This window comes from Methylobacterium sp. GXF4, from assembly GCF_000272495.1.
Taxonomy (GTDB): domain Bacteria; phylum Pseudomonadota; class Alphaproteobacteria; order Rhizobiales; family Beijerinckiaceae; genus Methylobacterium; species Methylobacterium brachiatum.
In genome coordinates, this window is sequence record NZ_AKFK01000057.1 from 14,168 (window position 1) to 35,540 (window position 21,373).

Here is a 21,373-nt window from a genome sequence, read left to right on the forward strand (position 1 = left end):
GGGGGAGAGACGTATGGCCGGCAAGGGGCGCGCGAAGGGGCTCGCGAAGGGGTTCGCGGAAGGGGTTGCGGAGCGGATCGCGGGCGGCCTCCTGGTGGGGGCGCTCGCGGTTCAAGGCGCGATCCTGGCGGCGGCGCCGGTCCGGGCCCAGGCGCCAGCTCAGGACCCTGCCAACGAGCCGATCACCCGGGCGGGCTACGTCTATGTCGGCGGCCGCTACCAGAAGCTCGGCGACAAGACCGTGATGGTCGGCCAGATGTTCGTGCAGTCGCGCACGCCGGCCAAGATCACCCAGCCCTACCCGGTGGTGATGGTGCACGGCCTCGCCCAGACCGGGGTGAACTTCCTCGCCACCGCGGATGGCCGCCCGGGCTGGGTGCAGCGCTTCGTCGAGAAGGGCTACCAGGTCTACGTGGTCGATCAGGTCGGGCGCGGGCGCTCGGGCACCAACCCGGAGGTCTACGGCCCCTACGACCGGCTCGGCACCCGCAGCCTCGAGAAGACCTACACGGCGCCGGAGGTCTACGACCTGTTCCCGCAGGCCAAGCTCCACACGCAATGGCCGGGCGGCCCCGGCGTGCAGGGCAATGCCGCGTTCGACCAGTTCTTCGCCAGCCAGGTCCCGTTCCTGGCCAACGGCCAGCAGACCGAGGAGCTCGTCGACCCGGCCCTGGTGGCGCTGCTCGAAAAGATCGGGCCGGCGATCCTGCTCACCCACGGCCAGGGCGCCCTGTTCGGCTGGGCGGCCTCGGATGCGCGGCCAGACCTGGTGAAGGCCCATGTCAGCGTCGAGCCGAACGGGCCGCCCTTCTTCGACGTGCAGTTCCGCGGCGGCAAGGAGTTCTGGGAGAAGTCCGGCGACGGCCGCGCCCGCGCCTACGGGCTGACCCGGATGCCGCTGACCTTCGAGCCGCCGGTCAAGGCGCCGGAGGATCTGGTCGTGGCGCAGCAGCCCAAAGGGGCGGACAAGGGAGCGGACGGCCAGATCCGCTGCTGGCTGCAGGCCGAGCCGGCCCGGACCCTGCCGAACCTCGCCAAGGTGCCGGCCGTGGTGGTGACCGCCGAGGCCTCGTTCCACGCCACCTACGATGCCTGCACGGTCGCCTTCCTGACCCAGGCGGGCGCCAAGCCGGACGCGATCCGGCTGGCCGACCGGGGCCTGCGCGGCAACGGCCACATGGTGATGCTGGAGACCAACAGCGACGCCGTGGCGGATCTCGTGGCCGGCTGGATCGGGTCCCACGTGAAGTAGCCGCCCCGGCGCGGGCTGCGCTATCCGCGCCTCGTCCGAAGAGGTGTGAAACCGCAAGCCGGTGCGGGGTGAGCGGCGCGCTACCTCGCGGCCGTCCACAGGCGTCTGCACGGGCCCGGGCTCAGGCCGCGCCGCCGGGCAGGCGGGGCGCACCATCGCCGCGTGTTGAAACCGCAACAGCCCTCGCCTTCCGCGTGTGACCCGCTTGCGGCCAAGCCTGGCCGCACGTACTGCGTGTAGCGGAAAGCTGAACGAAAACAGCAGTTTATCACAATTCTAAAGAGCGGGGCAGCCCCGCCGGGATCGATCCCGGCGAACGCGGCCGGCTGTCCACGGCGTCGTACAGGGCTCAGGCAGATGAGAGTCGTTCACCCCCGTTCCGGCGCCCTGCGCGCGCTTCTCGCCGGCGCCTCCCTGGCGGTGCTGGCGCAGGCCGTGCCGGCGCAGGCCCAGGACGCGACGCCCCCGCGCCGGGGCGTCTCCCGCCCGCCGGCCGAGGGCAGCGTGCAGCTCGACGAGATCAGCGTCGAGAGCCGCGGCGGCGGCCCGGTCCAGGCGGCGCGCTCCACCGCGGCCTCGCGCGCCGTGGAGAGCCCGACCGGCCCGATCGACGGCTTCGTGGCGAAGCGCTCGAACACCGCGACGAAGACCAACACCCCGCTGATCGAGGCGCCGCAATCGATCACCGTGATCGGGCGCCAGCAGCTCGACGCCCAGAACGCTCAGACGCTGACCCAGGCGACCCAGTACGTGGCGGGCGCCTATGGCGGCGTGTTCGGCGCGGATTCGCGCATCGACTACCTGACCCTGCGCGGCTTCGTGGTCAGCGATTTCGGCATCTACCGGGACGGGCTGCAGCAGCTGAATTACGGCTTCGGCTACTTCAAGACCAACACGTTCGGGCTCGAGCGCATCGAGGTGCTGCGCGGCCCGGCCGCGGTGTTGTTCGGGGCCGGCAGCCCGGGCGGCATCGTCAACCAGGTGACCAAGCGTCCGACCCTCGACCCGTTCGGCTATGCCGAGGTCGGCGGCGGCTCGTTCGGCCAGAAATACGCCGCCTTCGATTTCGGCGGCCCGGCCGACCAGGAGGGCCACTGGTTCTACCGCCTGACCGGCTACGGCCGCCACGGCGGAACCCAGGTCGAGGGCGCCCCGGACGACAGCTTCTACATCGCGCCGGCGGTCACCTATAAGCCGGACGGGGCGACGCGCTTCACCTTCCTGTCGAGCTTCCAGCACGACAACACCGCGGTGACGTCGAACTTCCTGCCGTATTTCGGCACCGTGCGGCCCAACGCCTCCGGCCTGCGCATCCCGCGCTCGCTCAATGTCGGCGATGCCGGCTTCAACACCTTCCAGCGCGACCAGGCCTTCCTGGGCTACGAGTTCGAGCACGATTTCAACGAGACCTGGACCTTCCGGCAGAACCTCCGCTACTCGTTCCTCAAGAGCTTCCAGAACTCGGATATCGGCCAGCTCGGCTACAGCAACCCGGCCCAGACGCTGCTCGCCCGCTACCAGTTCCGGGACAGCGCCAAGGTCAACCTGTTCCAGGTCGACAACCAAGCCGAGGCGCGGTTCTTCGACGGGTACTTCCGTCACGACCTGCTGATGGGCCTGGACTACAAGGATTACCGCCTGAACGACAACCAGGCGTCGCTGTTCCCGGCGAGCGACCTGAACATCCTCGCCCCGGCCTACGGCCTGCCCACCGGGACGCCGTCGCCGTACCTGATCAATTCCGACGCATTCAAGCAGCTCGGCCTCTACCTGCAGGACCAGATCAAGATCACCGACCGGCTCACCCTGCTGGTCGGCGGCCGCCAGGATTTCGCCGACAACCGGGTGGTGGACAAGCTCAACAACGGCACGGGCAACAACGGCCGCAGCGACAACGGCACCACCTACCGCACGGCGCTGATCTACAATTTCGACAACGGGCTCGCCCCCTATGTCAGCTACTCGACCTCGTTCCAGCCGCTGATCGGCACCGGCCTCAACAACCAGACCTTCAAGCCCGAGACCGGCAAGCAGGTGGAGGGCGGCGTGAAGTTCGAGCCGCCCGGCCAGGGCTACTTCGTCACCCTGGCGGGCTTCGACATCCACCGCCAGAACGTGCTGACCGCCAATCCGATCAACCCGCTGTTCAACGCCCAGCTCGCCGAGGTCCGGTCCACGGGCTTCGAGGCGCAGCTCGTCGCGAGCCTGTTCGACGGCCTCAACGTGGCGGCCTCGTACACGATCTACGGGCTGACCAACGAGCGGGGCGGCCCGGACCTGATCGGCAAGGTCCCGGTCAACATCCCGGAGAACTTCGCCAACCTGTTCGTCGACTACACGATCCCGACCGGCGACCTGCGCGGCTTCGGCTTCGGCGGCGGCGTCCGCTATGTCGGCCGCTCCTTCGCGGATGTCGCCAACGCCTTCCGGGTGCCGGATTACGTGCTGTTCGACGCGCAGGTTCATTACGATTGGGAGCGCTGGCGCCTGCAGGTCAACGCGACGAATATCGGCGACCGCCGCTTCGTCTCGTCCTGCCAGACGACCACGTCCTGCTTCTACGGCGATGCCCGGCGGGTCCTGGCGAGCGTGAGCTACAAATGGTGAGGCACCCGCCTCGCCGGTCTTGAGAGCGCACGGGAACGTCGCGTTGTAAGCTTTTGATCCGAAAGAACTTTGATTGTGTCCCCTTAGGGCAGTGGGGGATGCTCCTGTTCCGGGTCCGGGAGCACCACGGACGCTTCCGCACTCACTCCGTCATCCCGGGGCGCCGCAGGCGAGCCCGGGATCCAGAGCCGCCGACAGCGCAAGGCTTTGACCAGACGGTGTTTCTGGATCCCGGGCTCCGCTGCGCGGCCCCGGGATGACGGATTTGTCGGCAGGACGACCCGTGTGAAGCCCCCATGTCGCCGTGCCAGCGGGACGCTCCACTGCCTGCTGCCAAGGCCTTGAAAGGACTGGGTTCGCCCGGTCCGGATCCCGTCAGCCCGCCACGGGCTGCGGCCCGGACAGGCGGGTCGGCAGGGTGTCGATGCGCAGGGACCGGCGCAGGCCCCGGGAGAGGGCGTCCACCGCCACGGTCACGCCGGCGGTGGCGGCGATCAGCACCACGGCGACGTCGAGGCGCAGCTCCGAGATCGCGGCGTCCACGTAGAAGCCCAAAGTCGTCACCCCCAGGATGCCGAAGATCGCGCTCTCGCGCAGGATCAGCTCCCAGCGGTAGAGCAGGTAGGCCAGGAACTGGCCGTAGAGGCGCGGCACCGTCTCGTAGGCGTAGAGGTTCAGCCCCGTGGGCGCGTCGGCCCGGTAGGGCAGCGCGTCGGCGTGCCGGCCCATCAGGTAGGCGACGATCCCGGCATTGTGCAGCGCCAGCGCGAGGATCGCCGGCAGCATCGAGGGGCCCAGCAGCTGCAGGCCGCAATAGGCCAGCATGTATTCCGGCGTGGAGCGCACCACCACGAGGAGCACGCGCCCGAGCGGCCGTCCGAGGGGCCCGGCGAAGCGCCGTGCGGTGAGCGGGAACAGGACCAGCGCCCCGAGCGCGGTCGCCGCCAGGGCGATCTGCGCCAGGATCAGGGTCTGGATCGTGCCCGGCAGGATCTGATCGGTGAGGATCGGGCGCAGCCAGGACCAGAGCCGCGCCCAGGTCTCGGGATCGGCGAGCGCGCCGCCGCGCAGGGGCGCCGGCACGATGTCGTGGCCGAGGAAGCGCGCGAGGCTCGCCCCGATGGCCGCGTTGCCGATCGCCGGGGGCAGGGCCAGGGGGGCGGCGGCGAGCAGGAGCGGCACGGTCCAGCCGCGGATCCAGAGCCGGCGGGTGCCGATCAGCCCGTAGAACACCAGGAGCAGCGCCCCGGCCTCGGCATAGCGGCCCTGGCGGAAGGCGGATTCGAGGTAGAAGCCCATGGTCGGCAGGCCGATGAAGCCAAGCACCAGGCTGGAGCGCAGGCCGCATTCGAGCCGGTAGAGGGTGTAGTCGCGCAGCCGCCCGGCCACCTCGGGCAGGCGCGCGTAGAGGAAGGCCGAGACCGCGCCCGTGCCCGCGGGCAGCACCCGGAGCGCGGCGAGGTCGGCCTCCTCGATGATCTCGGCATAGACCTTGGCGCAGATGCCCGCGTAGGGCAGCGCGATGGCGAGAACGCCGGTCGTGGCCGAGAGGCCGAAGACCTGCATCAGCAGCAGCGCCCAGAACAGCTCGTGCACGGCGCGCAGGCCCGCGCAGGCGAGCCGCACGGTCCGCGAGCGGGCGAACGGGATCGCCAGCAGCAGGCCGCTCCCGGCCCCGAGCCCGACGCCGAGCACCGCGAAGGCCACCGTGTAGACGACGCTCCAGCCCTCCACCGACGGGAAGTCCGGCCGGACCAGGCCGTCGAGCAGGCGGGCGAGGTCGGCGAAGGGGTGCAGGGTGGTGACGTGCAGATCCGCGACCAGCAGGCCCGCCAGCGCGGCCGCCAGGAACCAGCGGCTCACCGCCGCGTAGCCGGGCCGCGGCACGGCGAGCCGCATCAGGCGGCCTCGTAGAAGGGGCGCAGCCGTTCCGGATCGAGCGCCTGGGCCGGCGCGTCGAGGACGATCCGGCCGGCCTCCAGCACCACGATCCGGTCGGTCTGGGCGAGGGCCAGGGCTACGTCGTGGAGCGCCAGGATCAGGGTCTCGTGGCTCGCCGCCATCTCGGCCAGCACCCGGGCGCCCTGCTGGCGGTCCAGGGCCGAGACCGGCTCGTCGCCCACCAGGATCGGCCGGCCGTTATAGAGGGCGCGGGCCACCGAGACGCGCTGCTGCTGGCCGCCGGAGAGCTCCCCGGCCTTCGCCCAGAGCGTGTCCGCCAGCCCGACCCGGTCGAGGATCCCTTGCACGGCGGCGATGTCGGCCTTGGCCGGGCGGACCAGATTGCGCAGGTTGTGCAGGGTCGAGCGCTGGTCGAGCCGGCCCATATAGACGTTGTGGAACACCGACAGGGTCCGAACCAGGGCGGCGGCCTGCGGCACCAGCGCGACTTTTTCGGGCGCCTGCGCCTGGATCAGCCCGATCAGCGTCGACTTGCCGGCGCCGGAGCGGCCCATCAGGGCGACGCGCTCGCCCCTCTGCACCGTCAGGTCGATGCCCGACAGGACCGTGCGGCCGCCATAGGCGGCGGAGGCGTTCGCCAGGAGGATCGCCGTCCGGGACCCGTCGGGCACCGCCTCAATCCAGCAGGCCGGTGGAGCGGCCGACCTCGACCAGGGGCTCGTAGGCGGCGTTGGTGACCGGGATGAACTTCGAGCGCCCGAACGGCTCCAGGATCGCCGGGTCGGTGACGCCGACGAGGGCGTCCTTGAGTTTCTCGGTGAAGCCGGGGCCGTAGGTCCGGTCCACGTCGCCCCGGACGGTCCATTGGTAGTCCGGGAAGGTCGGGCTCTCCCAGATCACCGACACCGCTTTGGGGTCGACCTTGCCGGCCTTCGTGTCGAGGTCCCAGACCGAGTAGTCGACGGCGCCGACCGCGAAGGCGCCGGACTGCACCAGCTGGATCGTGCGGCTGTGGTCGCCGGAGAATCCGACCCGGGCAAACACCTGATCTGGATTCTTCCCCGGGAAGGCCTGGCGGATGAAGTATTCCGGCATCAGCCGCCCGGAGGTCGAGGCCCGGGCGCCGAACGTGAAGGTCTTGCCGGCAATGGCCTGCGGGAAACCCTTGCTGGGCTCCAGCCCGCTCTCGGCATGGGCGATCAGGTAGGTCTTGAACGCCGCGTCCTCGGCGCCCTGGGCGATCGCCTGGGAGCCCGGCACGGCGCGGCGCGCCTGGACCCCGGTGAAGCCGCCGAACCAGGCGAGCTGCACCTGGCCGTTGGTGAAGGCGGTCACCGCCGCCGGGTAGCTCTTGACCGGGATGTAGCGCACCGGGACGCCGAGCTTGGCCTCGAGATAGGTCGCGACCTTGCCGAAGCGCTCGACCAGACGGCTCTCGTCCTGGTCGGGGATGCCGGTGAACACGAGGGGCGGGACCGGCTTGGTCGGCTGGGCCTGCGCGGCCGTGCCGAGCGCGAGCGAAACCAATCCCAGGGCGAACCGCCCCACCCGTCCCAGTCCCGGCATGGATCCTCCACCGCATCGCGCCCGCGTCCGGCGCGCCTCGTGCGGTGCCCTGGATATCGGATTCAAGACGATGCGCCAGAGCTTTGATGGCGCCCCCGTGTTCCGAGAACCAGAGGCCGTCGTTCGGTACGCGGCTCCGGCGGCCGAGATCTTCGGGCGCCGGTCATCCGGCCCTCGTGCCTGCCCGCAGGACGTGCAGGCACGGGGCGAGACGATCAGCGGTAATGGCGGCGCATCATGTGGTGGCGGTGGTGCCGGCGCATCATGTGATGGCGGCTGCGCATCACGCCCCGGGAGGTCATCCGGGCGCCGCGGTGCATGCCGCCGAAATTGCTGTTGCCGGTGGCGGCGGCGTTCCGGTCGAGGCCGTCGCCGGGGGCCGCGAGACTCGGGCTGGCGGCGCCGAGGACGAGGCCGAGCGCGAGGGTCGCGCCGAGGAGGATCTTGTTCATGGGGTGATCGGACTTTCCGCGACCCTGCGCCGCGCCGATCCGAACGGATCAGCCGCGCGCTTGTTCCGGGACGCCCCGGGCCTCGGGCGTCTCCACCACGGCGAACAGGGCGGGCTGGGCATCGCGCGCATCCGGCACCGGGACGGCCCGGATGCGGGGCGGCAGCGGCCCCCCGAGCAGGTCCAGGAAATCCCCCGAGGCGGCGATCCCGATCTCGGCCGCCTTGGCCCGGGCCTCCAGGCGCGACAGGGCGTTCATGGCCGGGCCCAGCACCGTGTACTCGGCCCGCACCCCGTCATCGAACACGCCGACCAGAAGGTCGCCGGCATGCAGGGCGACCACGACCCGCAAGGTGAACAGCCCCTCCTTCTCCCGCGCTTCGTTGAGGGCGGCGATGCGGTCCTGGAGCGACAGGGCGCAGGCGAGCGCCGCCCGGGCCTGCGCCCGGGGGCGGCCGACCACGAACTGCACCAGCACCGCGTCGCCGACATACTTGTCCACGAGGCCGCCCTGCTCGGCCACCGCGGCCTGGGCGGCGGCCCGGACGGCGAGCAGGGCCGTCACCATCGCCTCGGGCGGGTGCTCCCGGCTCAGCCGCGAGAAGCCGCGGATGTCGAGGACCATCAGGCAGGCGTGGCGCCGGTGGATGCCCATGGCGGCGTCCGCGTCCTCGGCGGCGAGGTCGAGGGCGACCGTGTCGGGCACGAACCGGGCGAGCTGGGCGCGCTCGTGCTCCATGCGCAGGGCCCGGGTGACGGCGTCGCGCAGGCGGACCACGCCGTCGATCACCAGCAGGCCGGCCGCCACGAAGGTGGCGAGCCCGGTGATCTGCGCGGTCGGGAAGGAATCCGGCCCCGGGAACAGGTCCGGCCAGGCCAGCCCGACCAGGAAGGTTGCGGTCCAGCAGGCGGTCACCACCCCGCAGAACAGCAGGGTCTGGGCGACCCGCATGCTCAGGCCGGTCTGGAGCAGGAGCAGGAAGGCCGGCAGGCGGCTCACCGCGTCGGCGCCGAGGCCGGCCCCACCGCCGGCCAGCATGTGCTCGATGATCACGTAGACGGCGAGCCCAGCATTGAGCAGCGTCCCGGCCCAGCTATAGGCCGCCGCCGCGGGGCCCCCGCCCCGCTCGCCCAGCCCGAACCAGATCGTGCCGACGCCGTAGAGGCCGAGGATGAACCAGTGGCTCAGGGCGTGCAGCGAGCCGTCATAGGCCTGGGCCGCCATCAGCAGCACCAGCACGATCACGATCCGCAGCCCGAGCAGCCGCAGGCCGCCGCCCGCCTGCATGGCGCGCAGGACCGCGGCGTCGTCCTCGGCCACCTCCGCCTTGCGCGCAGTGCGGTCCCGGGCGCTCAGCGCGGCGGGGAGCGGCGGGGTCCGGGCACCGCCCGAGGCCATCACGCCCCCCGGTCGAGACGCCGGGCCGCGCTGAACCGGTTGAGGAAGCGCGGCTCCTTCTCGGGGGCGATCCGGATCGCGAGGTGCAGGGTGCCGTCGGCCTCGGCGCGCCGGTCGAGGATCTCGGCGTTCTCGTAGAGCCAGTTGAGCGCCGCCCCGTCCTCGGGCGGCAGCGACACCGCGAAGCTCGCCCGGTGGCGGCCGATCCGCGCCTCGATCCGGGCGGTGAGCGCGGCGAGCCCCTCCCCGGTCAGCGCCGAGACCAGGACCGGCGCGTCGCTGTCGCGGTCGTTGCGGGCCTTGGACTGGCCGCTGAGATTCATCAGCCGGGTCCGCTCGTCGTCATCCAGGAGGTCGGACTTGTTCCAGACCTCGATGATCCGCTCGGCCGTGGTCTCGATGCCGAGCTCGCGCAGCACCTCGCCGACATCCTCGGCCTGGGCCTCGGAATCGACGTGGCTGACGTCGCGCACGTGCAGGAGCACGTCGGCCTCGATCGCGTCCTCCAGGGTCGCCCGGAACGCCGCGATCAGCGGGGTCGGCAGGTCGGAGATGAAGCCCACCGTGTCGGACAGGATCACGGTCTCGCCGTGGGGCAGCTTGGTCGCCCGGGCGGTGGGGTCGAGGGTGGCGAACAGCATGTCCTTGGCGGTGACCTCGGCCCGGGTCAGGGTGTTGAACAGGCTCGATTTTCCGGCATTGGTGTAGCCCACCAGGGCGACGATCGGATAGGGCACCCGGGCGCGGCTCTGCCGGTGCAGGCCGCGGGTCCGCACCACCGCGTCGAGGTCGCGCTCGATCCGGGTCATGCGCTCCTGGATCATGCGCCGGTCGGCCTCGATCTGGGTCTCGCCGGGGCCGCCCAGGAAGCCGAAGCCGCCGCGCTGCCGCTCCAGGTGGGTCCAAGACCGGACCAGCCGCGACTTCTGGTAGGCGAGGTGCGCGTGCTCGACCTGGAGCGTGCCCTCCCGGGTCGAGGCGCGGCGCCCGAAGATCTCCAGGATCAGGCCGGTGCGGTCGATGACCTTGGCGCCCCATTCCTTCTCGAGGTTGCGCTGCTGCACCGGCGAGAGCGCGCAATCCATCACCACGAGGCCGATCTCGCGGGCGCGGATCAGCCCGGCGATCTCCTCGACCCGGCCCTTGCCGAGATAGGTCGAGGGGCGGATGCGCGGCAGGCTGATGGCCAGGCTCTCGACCACGTCGAGCTCGATGGCGGCGGCGAGCCCGGTGGCCTCGTCGAGGCGCGCCTCCACGGAGCGGGTCGGATGGGCGGCGCCGTTGCCCGGCACCCCCGGCCCGTGCGCGCCGCGCGCCAGGTACGGCCCGATCACCAGGGTATGGGTCGCCGCGGCGATCTCGCCCTCGGGCGCGGCCTGTGCCTGGAGCCGGGCCTCGCCGGACGTCAGCGTCTCGCTCATGCAACCTTTAACGCCGCCCGCGCGCGGGCGGCTTCGTTCGAGAAGTCGGATTGTCCGAGATGGGGATTGGGCGGGGCCGGGCCAAGATGCCGGGATTCAAGAGGTTGGGATCGGAGCGATCGGAATCCGGAGGCCCGCTCGGCTCGATCTCTCCCACCCGCGCCCCTATCCGGAGATCTCGAAGGAGCCCTCCAGCCGGCCGCGCGATCCCCGGAAGCCTCCTTCGAGGCCGCTAACGCAGCACCTCAGGATGAGGGGGAGATCGCGATAGGGTTGGGATTCGCCGCCCGCTTCCGGCGAATCGCGGCCTCAGAGAGCGCGAGCCGATCGCCTCTCAACAGATCACGCCTTCTCGGCGGTCTCGTCCGGCTCGAACAGCTGCACCGGGTGGCCCGGCATGATCGTCGAGATCGCGTGCTTGTAGACCAGCTGCGAGTGGCCGTCCCGGCGCAGCAGCACGCAGAAATTGTCGAACCAGGTGACCACGCCCTGGAGCTTGACGCCGTTGACGAGGAAGATGGTCAGCGGGATCTTGTTCTTGCGGACATGATTGAGGAACGTGTCCTGAAGGTTCTGTGCGCGTTCGCCCGCCATCTTCTTTGCCTTCTTGTTGTCCCGGCGCGAAAGGCCCGGGTTGGGTACGCAACGTTGGGTCCGTCACGCGCGGGATCGTCCGATCATCCCGCCCGGACCGGATATACAGCATGACCGCGTGAAAGCGTGGGGGCAAGCAAGGCCCGCGCCCGCCGATCCGTAACGGATCGGCGCCTCTTTCACGGTCTGCGCCGAGACTGCGCCTGCAAAAACCCGGCCGCTCCGGATGGCTACGGGCCGATGCCGAGGGACTTCAGCTTGCGGTGCAGCGCCGAGCGCTCCATGCCGATGAACTCGGCCGTGCGCGAGATGTTGCCCGAGAACCGCGCGATCTGCGCCACGAGGTATTCGCGCTCGAAGATCTCGCGGGCCTCGCGCAGCGCCAGGCTCATCAGCTTCTCGCCGCCCGCGCCCCCCGGGGTGGTCGGCACCAGGGCGCCGATCTCGGAGGGCAGCATCTCGGACGTGACCTCCTGCTCCGGGTCGGCCTGGGTCAGGATCATCAGCCGCTCGACGTTGTTCTTGAGCTGGCGGACGTTGCCCGGCCAATTGTGCGACTGGAGCACCGCCATCGCGTCCTCGGCGATGACCCGCTTGGGCAGGCCGGTCTGGGACGAGATGTTGTCCATGAAGAACTGGATCAGCTCGGGCACGTCCTCCCGGCGCTCGGACAGGGCCGGCACCCGGATCGGCACCACCGAGAGCCGGTGGAACAGGTCCTCGCGGAACCGGCCCGCGGCGATCTCTTCCTGCAGGTCCCGGGACGAGGACGAGATGATGCGCACGTCGACATGCACCCGGGTGGTGCCGCCGACCCGTTGAAAATTCTGGTCGACGAGGACGCGCAGGATCCGGTTCTGGGTCTCGCGGGGCATGTCGGCGACCTCGTCGAGGTAGAGGGTGCCGCCATGGGCCTCCTCCAGGGCGCCGACCCGCCGGCCGGACTCGCCCTCGACCCCGAACAGCTCCGCCTCCATCGTCTCGGGCAGGATCGCGGCCGCGTTGAGCAGCACGAAGGGGCCGTTCGCGCGCGCCGAGGCCTTGTGCAGGCTGCGCGCGGCGAGCTCCTTGCCGGAGCCCAGCGCCCCGGTGATCATCACTCGGGCGTTGGTCGGCGCCACCCGGTCGATGGTCTGGCGCAGCTGGTTGATCGCCAGCGAGCCGCCGACGATGCGGTTGGGATTGCCCGAGCGCGCCGTCAGGTCGCGGACCTCGCGCCGGAGCCGGGAGGCTTCCAGCGCGCGCTCGGCCACCAGGATCAGCCGGTCGGCCTTGAACGGCTTCTCGATGAAGTCGTAGGCGCCCGCCTTGATGGCCGAGACCGCGGTCTCGATGTTGCCGTGGCCCGAGATCATCACCACCGGCAGGTCGGGATTGGCCGCCTTGATCAGGTCGAGCACCTGCAGGCCGTCGAGGCGCGAGCCCTGCAGCCAGATGTCCAGGAACACCAGGTGCGGCCGGCGCGCCTCGATGGCGGCGAGCGCCTCGTCGGAGCCGCCGGCCGTGCGGCAGCGGTGGCCCTCGTCGTCGAGGATGCCCGCCACGAGGTCGCGGATGTCGGCCTCGTCGTCGACAATCAGGATATCGGCGCTCATGCGTGCATCTCCGCGATCCGGGGGGCCGTCGGTGCGGCGCCCTTCTCCTCTGTCGTGACGGGACTGGTCTGCGGGCCCGAGGCGGACGGCTCGGGCCCGTGCTCGCGCGGGACCCGCATCTGAACCTGCCCACCACGGCCGGCGGGATTGTCGTTCAACGCGATCCCGCCGCCGTGCTCCTCAAGCACCTTGCTGACGATAGCAAGCCCCAGCCCCGTGCCACCCTCGCGTGTGGTCATGTAGGGCTCGAGCAGCCGCTGGCGCCCCTCCACCGGAAAACCCTTGCCGTTGTCGGTGACCGTGATCACCGCGAAACCGTCCTCGACCGCCAGGCTCAGGGCGATCTTGCCCTTGCCGAGCTCGGCCGGCGGCACCTCGGCCACCGCCTCGACGGCGTTCTTCAGGATGTTGGTGATCACCTGGCTGAGCAGCCGGATGTCGAAGGCCGCCACGATCTTCTCCGCGCTGCCGGCGCCGCCCTGCGCCGAGAACGCGAAATCGATGTCCGGATGCGCCACGCGCATCATGAACAGGTTCTGCTTGGCGATCTCGGTCAGGTCGTTCGGGGCGATGGCGGGCTTGGGCATCCGCGCGAAGGCCGAGAACTCGTCGACCATGCGCTTGATCTCGTCCACCTGGCGCACGATCGTGGCGGTGCACTGGTCGAACACCTCCTTGTCGGCGGTGATGACCTTGCCGTACTTGCGCCGGATGCGCTCGGCGGAGAGCTGGATCGGGGTCAGGGGGTTCTTGATCTCGTGGGCGATGCGGCGGGCGACGTCGCCCCAGGCGGAGCTGCGCTGCGCCTGGACGAGGTCGGTGATGTCGTCAAGGGTCACCACCGAGCCGCGGGAGGTCCCCTGGGCCTGCTCGCTCGTGACCCGCACCGTCACGGTGCGCTCGCCCCGGGACCGGGTGAGCTGGAGCTGCTGCTGCTGGAGGGCGCGCGGTCGGCTCTCGCTCTCGGCGAGCACGGGGGCGAGCTCCGGTACCGCCCGGGCCAGCGGCTGGCCGATCAGGGCCTCGCTCTCCAGGTCGAGCATCCGCTCGGCGGCCGGGTTGGCGATGGTGACGAAGCCCGCCGCGTCGAGGCCGATCACCCCGGGCGAGACCCCCGACAGCACGGCCTCCGTGAACCGGCGGCGGGTGTCGATCAGGTCGTTGGCGGCGATCAGCCCGGTATGCTGGCGGCGCAGCTCCTGCGTCATCTTGTTGAAGCTCTCGCCGAGATGGGCCAGGTCGCCGCTGGTCTTCTTGGTCGGCACCTGGGCGTAGAAGTTGCCCGACGCGACCTGGTCGGCGGCGTTGATCAGCCGCCGGATCGGCGCCACGAACCGGTTGGCGAAGTTCATCCCGAACCACACCGCCGAGAGCAGCGCGATCAGGGCGATCAGCAGGAAGACCGACGCGAAGGTGATCTGGATCGAGCGCCGGAGCGAATCGTAGGTCAGGTACTCGGCCGCCGCCGCCCGCGACACGCCCGGGAAGTCGATGGCGAGCTGGCTGACCTCCCGCTGCACCATCAGCACCGCGTCGTCGTAGGCCGGCATCCGCAGGAGCGCTGCGAAGACCCGCCCCTCCGAGGGCAGCAGGCAGATCGGGTCGGTGGAGGTCGCCGCCTCCTCGAAGGCCGCCGCCGAGGGCAGCCGGACCTGCTTGAGCACGTCGATCTTGGCGCGGGCGACCACGTCGGTCGGCCCGCGCATGATCTGCGCCACCGGCAGGCCGAGATTGGTCGCCCGGGTGGTCAGGAAGTTCTCGAACCAGGCCCGGTCCCGGTCGAAATTCGGGCGCGCCCGGGTCAGGTCGTCCACCAGGATGCGGATCTCCCGAGCCAGCGACTGGCACTGGTTCTCCTGGTAGGCGTCGGCCACCTCGACGGATTTGAGCACCACGTCGCGGACCCGGTCGGTGAAGCCCAGCGACAGGCCCCGGTCGATGGTCACCGACGCCACCACGGCGAGCAGCACGGTGGGCAGGATCGCGATCAGCGAGAACAGGCCGACGATGCGCGAGTGCAGCCGGGCCACCGCCGCGTTGGCCTTGCGGGCGTGCAGGAAGACCCGCGCCTCCCAGGCGATCACGAAGACGAGCCCGAGCACCAGGGCGGCGTTGATGCCGAGCAGCGTGACGCCGTAGGCCGGCGTCGGCGTCACCCGGATCACCCCGGCCAGGATCAGGAAGGTCGCCAGCGCCGAGACCAGCGCGGTCACCACCACGGCGGCGCCGATCCAGCCCGGCCCGCGCGGCCCCGGCCGCAGCGACTCCGCGAGCGGCGTGCCCGGGTCCGGATCCGACGAGAATTCCGACGCCGCTTCCTGTGTCGCGGTTTCCTGGGCAACGGCCTCTGGCGCAACGGCCTCTTGGCCGGCGCCCTGCACGGTCTCCTCGGCCGGCGGCCTCGACCCCTCGCCCGCCCCCTCGGCCACCGGCTCGGCGGACGAACGGGCAGCCCCCTCGGGGTCCGGCGCAGGGCCTTCCACAGGCGGTGAGCGTCGCAGGAACGGCATGACTGGTGCAGGGCCACAACAGTGTGGCGGAATTAATACGAGTCGCGGCGCCGGAGAGGTGGCTGGTGGTCCATTCGGCGCCGGTATCTTGTGCCGGCTCAGTGTGAGCGGCGGCGCTTCCGCAGGGGTGGCTCCAGGCGAATGGTCGTCACCGGCACCGCGAACCGGAGTGGCTGCCATACAGGCTGAGCCTTTGGATGCGGCAGATGCGCAATCGCGGCGCATCGGTTCGGGCGTGAACAAGGCCGCGAGTCACGTCGACCGCGCACAGACCGTTGGGGAACGCTCATCTGCGGGTGGCCCTCGGTTATTCTTGCGTGGCAGTCTAGATTGGGCTGCACGGCGAGCTTTGCGGGCGATTGAGGCATGAGCGACGGGTTTCTGTCCGCTGCCATCATAACCCCGCTGATGCTCGCGGCGACCGCCGGCTTCGTCGACTGGTTCACGAGCCGGCAGGATCGGCGCGATGCTTCGGAGCACGAGCGCTAGGATTTCGGCACCGTTCTTAAGGCGGGTGCTTCAGATCAGCGCATCGCGGGCGAGGCCGCGTTCGGACGCGCCTGGTTTTCGCGCCGTTGCGACCGTGGCGACGACGTCCATCCCTTGACCCCGCCGGCACGGCCCCGTACCCCCGCCCGTGGAGGCGAACGGGGTCTGGTGGCCCCCCTGGTCTTCAAAACCAGTGGTACGCCAACAGCGTACGGTGGGTTCGATTCCCATCCGCTTCCGCCAAGCCCCGCAGCCTCCGAGCATGCATCCCCGTCGCGTCGTAACGGGCGCGGCCGATGCCGCCTTGCGCGTGTCGCGCCTGAGTGGTCCGCTCCGGATGAGGCGCTCGCAGAAGTGCGCCCGCCGATCCGGAGGAGACCCGCCATGCTGTCACGCCGGCAAACGCTCGCCCTGGCTCTGGCCAACGGCCTCGCCTTGACCGACAGAACGGCCCTGGCCGCGGGAGAGGCCGCCGCGCCGACCGTCAAGAGCCCGGTCTCGTTCGCGGTCCCGCCGGGGGCGTGCGACTGCCACGTCCACGTCATCCCCGATCCGGCCAGGTTCCCGTTCTGGGCGGGGCGCGGCTACACCCCGCCGGTCGATCCGCCCGAGAGCCTGCTCGCCCTCCAGCACGCGCTCAAGCTCGACCGCGTGGTGATCGTGACGCCCAGCGTCTACGGCACCGACAACGCGGCCACCCTCGACGGATTGCGCCTGCTCGGATCCCGGCGCGCCCGCGGCGTGGCGGTGATCGGCCCCGGGACCGGCCCGGCCGAGCTCGACGCGCTGGCTGCGGCCGGCATCCGCGGCATCCGGGTCAACCTGGAACAGGCCGGCGTGTTCGATCCGGCGGCCTCCGCCAAGGCCCTGGCGAGCGCGGTCCAGCAGATCGGGCAGCGGCCCTGGCACCTCCAGGTCTATGCCCGCCTGTCGGTCATCGGCCCGCTGAAGCCGCAGCTGGCCGCCCTGCCGGTGCCGGTGGTGTTCGACCATTTCGCCGGCGCGCAGGCGGCTCTCGGACCCGACCAGCCGGGCTTCGGCGACGTGCTCGACCTCGTGCGCGGCGGCCAGGCCTGGGTGAAGCTGTCGGGTGCCTATCGCGCCTCGACCCGGGCGCCCGACTATCCCGACGTGGCGCCGCTCGCCCGGGCCCTGGTGGCGGCGAACCCGGAGCGGCTGGTCTGGGGCAGCGACTGGCCGCACCCGGACAGCACGCCGAAACCGGGCCGCAAGCCGACGGATCTCGCCCCCGCGCAGGATATCGACGACGGCCGCCTGCTCGACCTGCTCGCCGCCTGGGTGCCCGAGCGCGCCGCCCGTGACAGGATCCTTGTCGAGAATCCCAAGCGGTTGTACGACTTCTGAGCGAAATATCGGCCCAGCGGACGCGCGCGGACCGGGAATCCGGTCCCTGGACTCGCTGCCGCGCTCGCCCGGGAGATCGCCCATGCAGGGTCTGGCACGTCTCGGCCTGCCCGCCGCCGCGGATTGCGCGTCCGGCCGATCACGCTCCGCGCGCGGGGCGCTCGTCCTGCTGACCGCCGCCGCCGTCCTGGGCGCCGCCGCCCTCGCGGCCCGGGCCCCCGGCGCCGCCCTCGATCCCGATCTGGTGCGGGTGCTCCGCTTCATGGCGCTGATCAAGGGCGGGTTCGCGCTGGCGGCCTTCGCGGCCTGCTTCTGGCGCCTCGCCCGGCCGGCCGGCCCGTGGCGCATGCCGGTCTACGTCGTTGGGCCGCCGCTCATCGCGGCGGGCGCGATCGGGCTCTGGTCCGTCCAGGCCCTCCCGATCGCGGCGGCGGGCCTGCATCTCGGCCTGCTCGCTCTGCTGGCGGCCGCGCTGACCGACCCCCGATTCCTGCCCGACCTGGCGCGCCTCGGCCGGGGCGGAACGGCGGACCGCCCGATCCGTTTCCCCGAAACCCGCTCGATGCGCCGGGCGCTGCCGCATCGAACCGCCCCGACCCGTTCCCCATGATCGACACGCTGTTCCCCCTCCTCCCGCCCGGCGCGCAGGCGGCCCTGCGCAGGCTCGCCGCCCGCTGGCCGTCGCGCCCCGCCCGCGCGGAGCCGGTGGTCCGGCTCGACCACGATCCGCGCCCCGGCCCGATGAAGCCGCTGCTCCCGCCGGCCGCGATCAACGACAACCCGCTGCAGGCCGTCCACGAGGCGGTGGAGCGGGACCTGCGCGCCAGCGGCCATCTGCGCTGAGACCGTTTTCGGGTCTGAACGCGATCAACGTGAGCATTTGGGGGGGGCGGGTTTCGACCCAACGCAGTCGTTTATGCCTGACTGTGCCGTTCCCGAACGCGGACAAACGGTCCGCGGTTGCTATGGTCGTATTGCGCCCAGGCTCATTCGGCCGGTTGAACCCCACCTGAATTTCCTGAGGTTGCATCGGCGGCGGGCCTGTCAGCGCCAAACAGCCGCTCGAAGGCGACGTAGAAGGTCGGGGTGATGAAAAGGGTGATGAAGGTCGCGACGATCAGGCCGCCGATCACCACCGTGCCCATGGAGACGCGAGCATTGGCTCCCGCGCCGCTGGCGATGGCGAGCGGGATCGAGCCCATGATGAATGCGAAGGAAGTCATGAGGATCGGGCGCATCCGCAGGCGCGCCGCGTCCTGGGCCGCCTTGAGGGCGTCCTCGCCCTGCCGGCGCAGATCCTCGGCGAAAGAGACGAGCAGGATCGAGTTCTTGGCCGCCAGCCCTACGAGGAGCAGGAGGCCGATCTGCCCGAAGATGTCGAGGGCGAGCCCTCGCAGCGCCAGCGACCCCACGGCGCCGAAGATCGCAATCGGCGTGGCGAGCAGGATCACGAAGGGCAGGCGCAAGGACTCGTACTGCCCGGCGAGCAAGAGGAAGATCATCAGCACGCCGAGGCCGAAGATCAGCGGCGCGAAGCCGCCCGCGACCTTCTCCTGGTAGGCAACGTCGGTCCATTCCACGGCGAAATCGCTGGGAAGGCTGCCCTTAGCCAGAGCCTCGACCTCCTTGAGCACGGTCCCCGAACTCGCGTTCCCGGCCACCTCGATCGCCACTTCGATGGCGGGATAGGTGTTGTAGGACAGGACCGCGGTCGGGCCGGTGGTGAACTCCGCCCGTACCAGCGAGCCAAGGCGCACGGGCTCCCCTTTTCCGTTCAGCACCGGTAGAGCTTCGAGGTCCTGGATCGTGCGGCGGCCCACGGCCTCGCTCTGCACGTAGACCTGGTAGACGAAGCCGAACCTATTGAAGAGGTTCACGAAGCTCGACCCGGCATAGGTCCCCAACGCGTCGAACAGGTTTTGGAGCGGTACGCCGAGCTGCTCGGCCTTAGCCCGGTCGATCTCCAGCTTGATCTGCGGCACGCCGTAGCTCGTGGTCGGGAGCGCCTGGGCGATGTTCGGACTCTTCGTCATCGCGTCGATGAAGCGCTGCGCCGCCTGGGCCAGCTTGAGGCCGCCAGTACCGCTTCGGTCCTGGATCTCCAGCGTCAGGCCGCTGCGGGTGCCAAGCCCCGGCAGGGGCGAGGGGTTCACCACCCGCACCTTCCCGTCCGGATCGTGCCGGAACGCCTTCTGCACACGGGCGATGATGTCGTCCGCCGAGGCCGCGCGCTCGCCCCAGGGCTTCAGCACCGGGATCTGAAAGCCGTAGAACGGCGCCACCGCGTCGGCGAGGATGCTGCGCCCCACAACGCCGATCGTATGGTCCGCCTCGGGCATGTCCCGCAGGGTCTTGCCCAGGCGCTCGACCATCGCGTCCGTCCGGGCGACCGAGGCGCCTTTCGGCAAGGCGACGTCGGCGAAGAAGTAGCCCTGGTCCTCGTTCGGGACAAAGCCGGTCGGGCGCTGCATCACGAGAAGGACGGTGAGCGCCGCGAAGGCGAGGAAGGCCACGCCGACGATCACGAGGTGACGGCTCAGCGCGCCGATCACCCGGGTCAGGACGTTCGCGCTCGCATCCAGCGTGCGGTTGAACCAGCGGAGCGGGGCCTTCCACCTGCTCTCGCGCCGGTCCGACCCTTCGGGCCGGTGCTTCAGGATCAGGCCGCAGAGCGCCGGGGTGAGGGTCAGGGAGACCACCGCCGAGATCGTCACGGAGATCGCGATGGTGAGGGCGAACTGGTTGTAGAGCTGGCCGGTGAGTCCGGGGATGAAAGCCACCGGCACGAACAGGGCCGCCAGCACCAGGGTGGTGGCGATGACCGGGGCCGCCACCTCATTCACCGCCTCGCGGGACGCCGCGCGGGGCTCCATTCCCTCGTCCATCAGCCGCTCGGTGTTCTCCACCACGATGATGGCATCGTCGACCACAAGGCCGACCGCCAGCACCATGCCGAGCAGGCTCAACGTGTTGAAGGAGAATCCAAGTAGGGCCATCGGCCCGAAGGTGCCCACCAGCGCCACGGGGACGGCGATAGAGGGGATGAGCGTCGCCCGCCAGTTCTGCAGGAACAGGTAGGTGACGACGATGACGAGGACGAGCGCCTCGAACAGGGTGTGCACCACCTCGGTGATCGCCTCGCGGACGAATTCGGTCCGGTCCAGGGCGATCTTGTACTTGAGGCCCGGCGGGAAGCGTCGGGCGAGTTCCTCCATCGTGGACTTCACCCCGTCCATGACCTGAACCGCGTTGGCGCCGGGCGTCTGATAGAGGCCGAGCGTCGCAGAGGGTTTCCCGTCGAAGCTGGAGCGGACGCCGTACTGCTCCGAGCCGAGCTCCACCCGCGCCACGTCCCGCACCCGTACCACCGACCCGTCTGGGTTGGCCCGCAGCAGGATATTGGCGAATTCCTGCGGCTGGCTCAGCCGTCCTTGCGTGACCACCTGCAACTCGAAGGGGGTTGGCTTGCCGTCGGTCGGCGGCTTGCCAAGCGATCCCGTCGTGATCTGCTCGTTCTGCTGGCTCACCGCCTTGATCACGGCATCGGGGCTGATCGCCAGGGCCTCCATCTTCACCGGATCGAGCCACAGCCGCATGGCGTATCGCTTCTGGGAAAAGTTCTGGATCCGTCCCATGCCGGAAACCCGCCGCAGGGGCTTGATCACCTGCGTCTCGGCCCAATTAGCCAGGAACAGCTCGTCGTAGGGCGAGCCTTCTTCGGCGTAGAGGACGATGTTGCCGAGCTGCTGGCGCGTGCTCTTCTGGATCTCCAACCCCTGCGACCGCACCGAGGCCGGGAGCTTCGCCTCCGCGCGGTTGGCGCGGGTGAGCACCTCGGCGGCGGCGGCATCGAGGTCGGAGCCGATCTCGAAGGTTGCGTCGAGGTTGACGCTGCCGTCGGTGTTGCTGGTCGAGGCGATGTAGAGGAGGTGCTGCGCGCCGTTGATTTCCTGCTCCAGCGGCGTTGTCACCGCGTCGTAGGCCTGCTGGGCGCTGGCGCCGGGATAGGTCGCCTGGACGTTGATGATCGGCGGCGCGATCTCGGGGAACTGAGCGATGGGCAGGGTGAGGCCGGCCACCGCGCCGATCAGGGTGATCAGCACGGAGATCACGCCCGCCAGGATGGGCCGGTCGACGAAGCGGGCGAACATCGGTCCTCGACAATCCATCGGTGGTCGCGGGGACCGGGCATGCAACGCCAATGGGTTTTGCGTGTTCCCTG

16 protein-coding genes and 1 tRNA gene are annotated in these 21,373 nt (G+C 70.5%); 7 read left to right on the plus strand and 10 right to left on the minus strand.

Annotation, left to right across the window (positions count from 1 at the left end; all coding sequences use genetic code 11):
* Positions 1-13: 13 nt before the first annotated feature.
* Positions 14-1,252 carry an alpha/beta hydrolase gene (locus tag WYO_RS12860; RefSeq protein WP_007563014.1) on the plus strand — a complete coding sequence of 413 codons (1,239 nt, stop codon included), beginning with the start codon at positions 14-16 and terminating at the stop codon, positions 1,250-1,252.
* A gap of 357 nt (positions 1,253-1,609) precedes the next feature.
* Positions 1,610-3,859 (plus strand): TonB-dependent siderophore receptor, encoded by a 2,250-nt coding sequence (locus WYO_RS12865; protein WP_007563015.1) that lies wholly within the window; start codon positions 1,610-1,612, stop codon positions 3,857-3,859.
* A 375-nt stretch (positions 3,860-4,234) separates the two neighbouring features.
* Here the strand turns inward: WYO_RS12865 and WYO_RS12870 are convergent, their stop codons facing one another.
* The 9 genes from WYO_RS12870 to WYO_RS12910 all read right to left on the minus strand — a co-directional run bounded on the left by WYO_RS12870 (position 4,235) and on the right by WYO_RS12910 (position 15,297).
* Entirely contained in the window at positions 4,235-5,758 is a 1,524-nt protein-coding gene (locus WYO_RS12870) for a hypothetical protein (protein WP_007563017.1), read from the minus strand.
* Complete coding sequence (locus WYO_RS12875) at positions 5,758-6,432, minus strand: ATP-binding cassette domain-containing protein (protein WP_007563019.1); 675 nt, start codon at positions 6,430-6,432, stop codon at positions 5,758-5,760. The genes WYO_RS12870 and WYO_RS12875 overlap by 1 nt, the downstream gene beginning before the upstream one ends.
* Positions 6,433-6,436: 4 nt before the next feature.
* Entirely contained in the window at positions 6,437-7,327 is an 891-nt protein-coding gene (locus WYO_RS12880) for a putative selenate ABC transporter substrate-binding protein (RefSeq protein ID WP_007563021.1), read from the minus strand.
* 215 nt (positions 7,328-7,542) lie between these two features.
* Positions 7,543-7,779, minus strand: a complete 237-nt coding sequence (locus tag WYO_RS12885; RefSeq protein WP_007563023.1) for a hypothetical protein — start codon at positions 7,777-7,779, stop codon at positions 7,543-7,545.
* Between the two features lie 48 nt (positions 7,780-7,827).
* Positions 7,828-9,177 (minus strand): adenylate/guanylate cyclase domain-containing protein, encoded by a 1,350-nt coding sequence (locus WYO_RS12890; protein ID WP_007563025.1) that lies wholly within the window; start codon positions 9,175-9,177, stop codon positions 7,828-7,830.
* Positions 9,177-10,598, minus strand: coding sequence for a GTPase HflX (hflX, locus tag WYO_RS12895; protein WP_007563027.1), 1,422 nt, complete (start codon positions 10,596-10,598; stop codon positions 9,177-9,179). Before hflX ends, WYO_RS12890 begins: the two co-directional genes overlap by 1 nt.
* A gap of 342 nt (positions 10,599-10,940) precedes the next feature.
* Positions 10,941-11,192 carry an RNA chaperone Hfq gene (gene hfq / locus WYO_RS12900; protein WP_007563033.1) on the minus strand — a complete coding sequence of 84 codons (252 nt, stop codon included), beginning with the start codon at positions 11,190-11,192 and terminating at the stop codon, positions 10,941-10,943.
* 230 nt (positions 11,193-11,422) lie between these two features.
* A complete protein-coding gene (locus tag WYO_RS12905) occupies positions 11,423-12,787 on the minus strand; it encodes a sigma-54 dependent transcriptional regulator (protein WP_007563035.1) in 1,365 nt (454 codons plus the stop codon).
* Positions 12,784-15,297 (minus strand): ATP-binding protein, encoded by a 2,514-nt coding sequence (locus WYO_RS12910; RefSeq protein ID WP_007563037.1) that lies wholly within the window; start codon positions 15,295-15,297, stop codon positions 12,784-12,786. Before WYO_RS12910 ends, WYO_RS12905 begins: the two co-directional genes overlap by 4 nt.
* Positions 15,298-15,663: 366 nt before the next feature.
* Between WYO_RS12910 and WYO_RS32380 the strand changes: the two genes are divergently transcribed.
* From WYO_RS32380 to WYO_RS12930, 5 genes are all read left to right on the plus strand, one after another.
* Positions 15,664-15,786 carry a hypothetical protein gene (locus tag WYO_RS32380; protein ID WP_280109748.1) on the plus strand — a complete coding sequence of 41 codons (123 nt, stop codon included), beginning with the start codon at positions 15,664-15,666 and terminating at the stop codon, positions 15,784-15,786.
* Positions 15,787-15,936: 150 nt separating this feature from the next.
* Positions 15,937-16,029, plus strand: a tRNA-Sec gene (locus WYO_RS12915).
* A gap of 141 nt (positions 16,030-16,170) precedes the next feature.
* Entirely contained in the window at positions 16,171-17,151 is a 981-nt protein-coding gene (locus WYO_RS12920) for an amidohydrolase family protein (RefSeq protein WP_007563039.1), read from the plus strand.
* Between the two features lie 82 nt (positions 17,152-17,233).
* Positions 17,234-17,761: a hypothetical protein gene (locus WYO_RS29020; protein WP_007563041.1), complete on the plus strand. Its 528-nt coding sequence runs from the start codon at positions 17,234-17,236 to the stop codon at positions 17,759-17,761.
* Positions 17,758-17,994 carry a hypothetical protein gene (locus WYO_RS12930; RefSeq protein ID WP_007563043.1) on the plus strand — a complete coding sequence of 79 codons (237 nt, stop codon included), beginning with the start codon at positions 17,758-17,760 and terminating at the stop codon, positions 17,992-17,994. Before WYO_RS29020 ends, WYO_RS12930 begins: the two co-directional genes overlap by 4 nt.
* A gap of 143 nt (positions 17,995-18,137) precedes the next feature.
* Here the strand turns inward: WYO_RS12930 and WYO_RS12935 are convergent, their stop codons facing one another.
* On the minus strand, positions 18,138-21,302 hold the full coding sequence (locus WYO_RS12935; RefSeq protein WP_007563045.1) for an efflux RND transporter permease subunit: 3,165 nt from the start codon (positions 21,300-21,302) through the stop codon (positions 18,138-18,140).
* Between the last annotated feature and the right edge of the window lie 71 nt (positions 21,303-21,373).

Excerpts from the sequence above, each read along its gene's own strand:
- WYO_RS32380 (WP_280109748.1), top strand. The coding sequence starts at position 15,664 with ATGAGCGACGGGTTTCTGTCCGCTGCCATCATAACCCCGCTGATGCTC.
- WYO_RS12930 (WP_007563043.1), top strand. The coding sequence starts at position 17,758 with ATGATCGACACGCTGTTCCCCCTCCTCCCGCCCGGCGCGCAGGCGGCC.
- hfq (WP_007563033.1), bottom strand. The coding sequence starts at position 11,192 with ATGGCGGGCGAACGCGCACAGAACCTTCAGGACACGTTCCTCAATCAT.
- WYO_RS12935 (WP_007563045.1), bottom strand. The coding sequence starts at position 21,302 with ATGTTCGCCCGCTTCGTCGACCGGCCCATCCTGGCGGGCGTGATCTCC.
- WYO_RS12905 (WP_007563035.1), bottom strand. The coding sequence starts at position 12,787 with ATGAGCGCCGATATCCTGATTGTCGACGACGAGGCCGACATCCGCGAC.
- hflX (WP_007563027.1), bottom strand. The coding sequence starts at position 10,598 with ATGAGCGAGACGCTGACGTCCGGCGAGGCCCGGCTCCAGGCACAGGCC.
- WYO_RS12880 (WP_007563021.1), bottom strand. The coding sequence starts at position 7,327 with ATGCCGGGACTGGGACGGGTGGGGCGGTTCGCCCTGGGATTGGTTTCG.
- WYO_RS12860 (WP_007563014.1), top strand. The coding sequence starts at position 14 with ATGGCCGGCAAGGGGCGCGCGAAGGGGCTCGCGAAGGGGTTCGCGGAA.
- WYO_RS12870 (WP_007563017.1), bottom strand. The coding sequence starts at position 5,758 with ATGCGGCTCGCCGTGCCGCGGCCCGGCTACGCGGCGGTGAGCCGCTGG.
- WYO_RS29020 (WP_007563041.1), top strand. The coding sequence starts at position 17,234 with ATGCAGGGTCTGGCACGTCTCGGCCTGCCCGCCGCCGCGGATTGCGCG.
- WYO_RS12885 (WP_007563023.1), bottom strand. The coding sequence starts at position 7,779 with ATGAACAAGATCCTCCTCGGCGCGACCCTCGCGCTCGGCCTCGTCCTC.
- WYO_RS12865 (WP_007563015.1), top strand. The coding sequence starts at position 1,610 with ATGAGAGTCGTTCACCCCCGTTCCGGCGCCCTGCGCGCGCTTCTCGCC.
- WYO_RS12890 (WP_007563025.1), bottom strand. The coding sequence starts at position 9,177 with ATGGCCTCGGGCGGTGCCCGGACCCCGCCGCTCCCCGCCGCGCTGAGC.
- WYO_RS12910 (WP_007563037.1), bottom strand. The coding sequence starts at position 15,297 with ATGCCGTTCCTGCGACGCTCACCGCCTGTGGAAGGCCCTGCGCCGGAC.
- WYO_RS12920 (WP_007563039.1), top strand. The coding sequence starts at position 16,171 with ATGCTGTCACGCCGGCAAACGCTCGCCCTGGCTCTGGCCAACGGCCTC.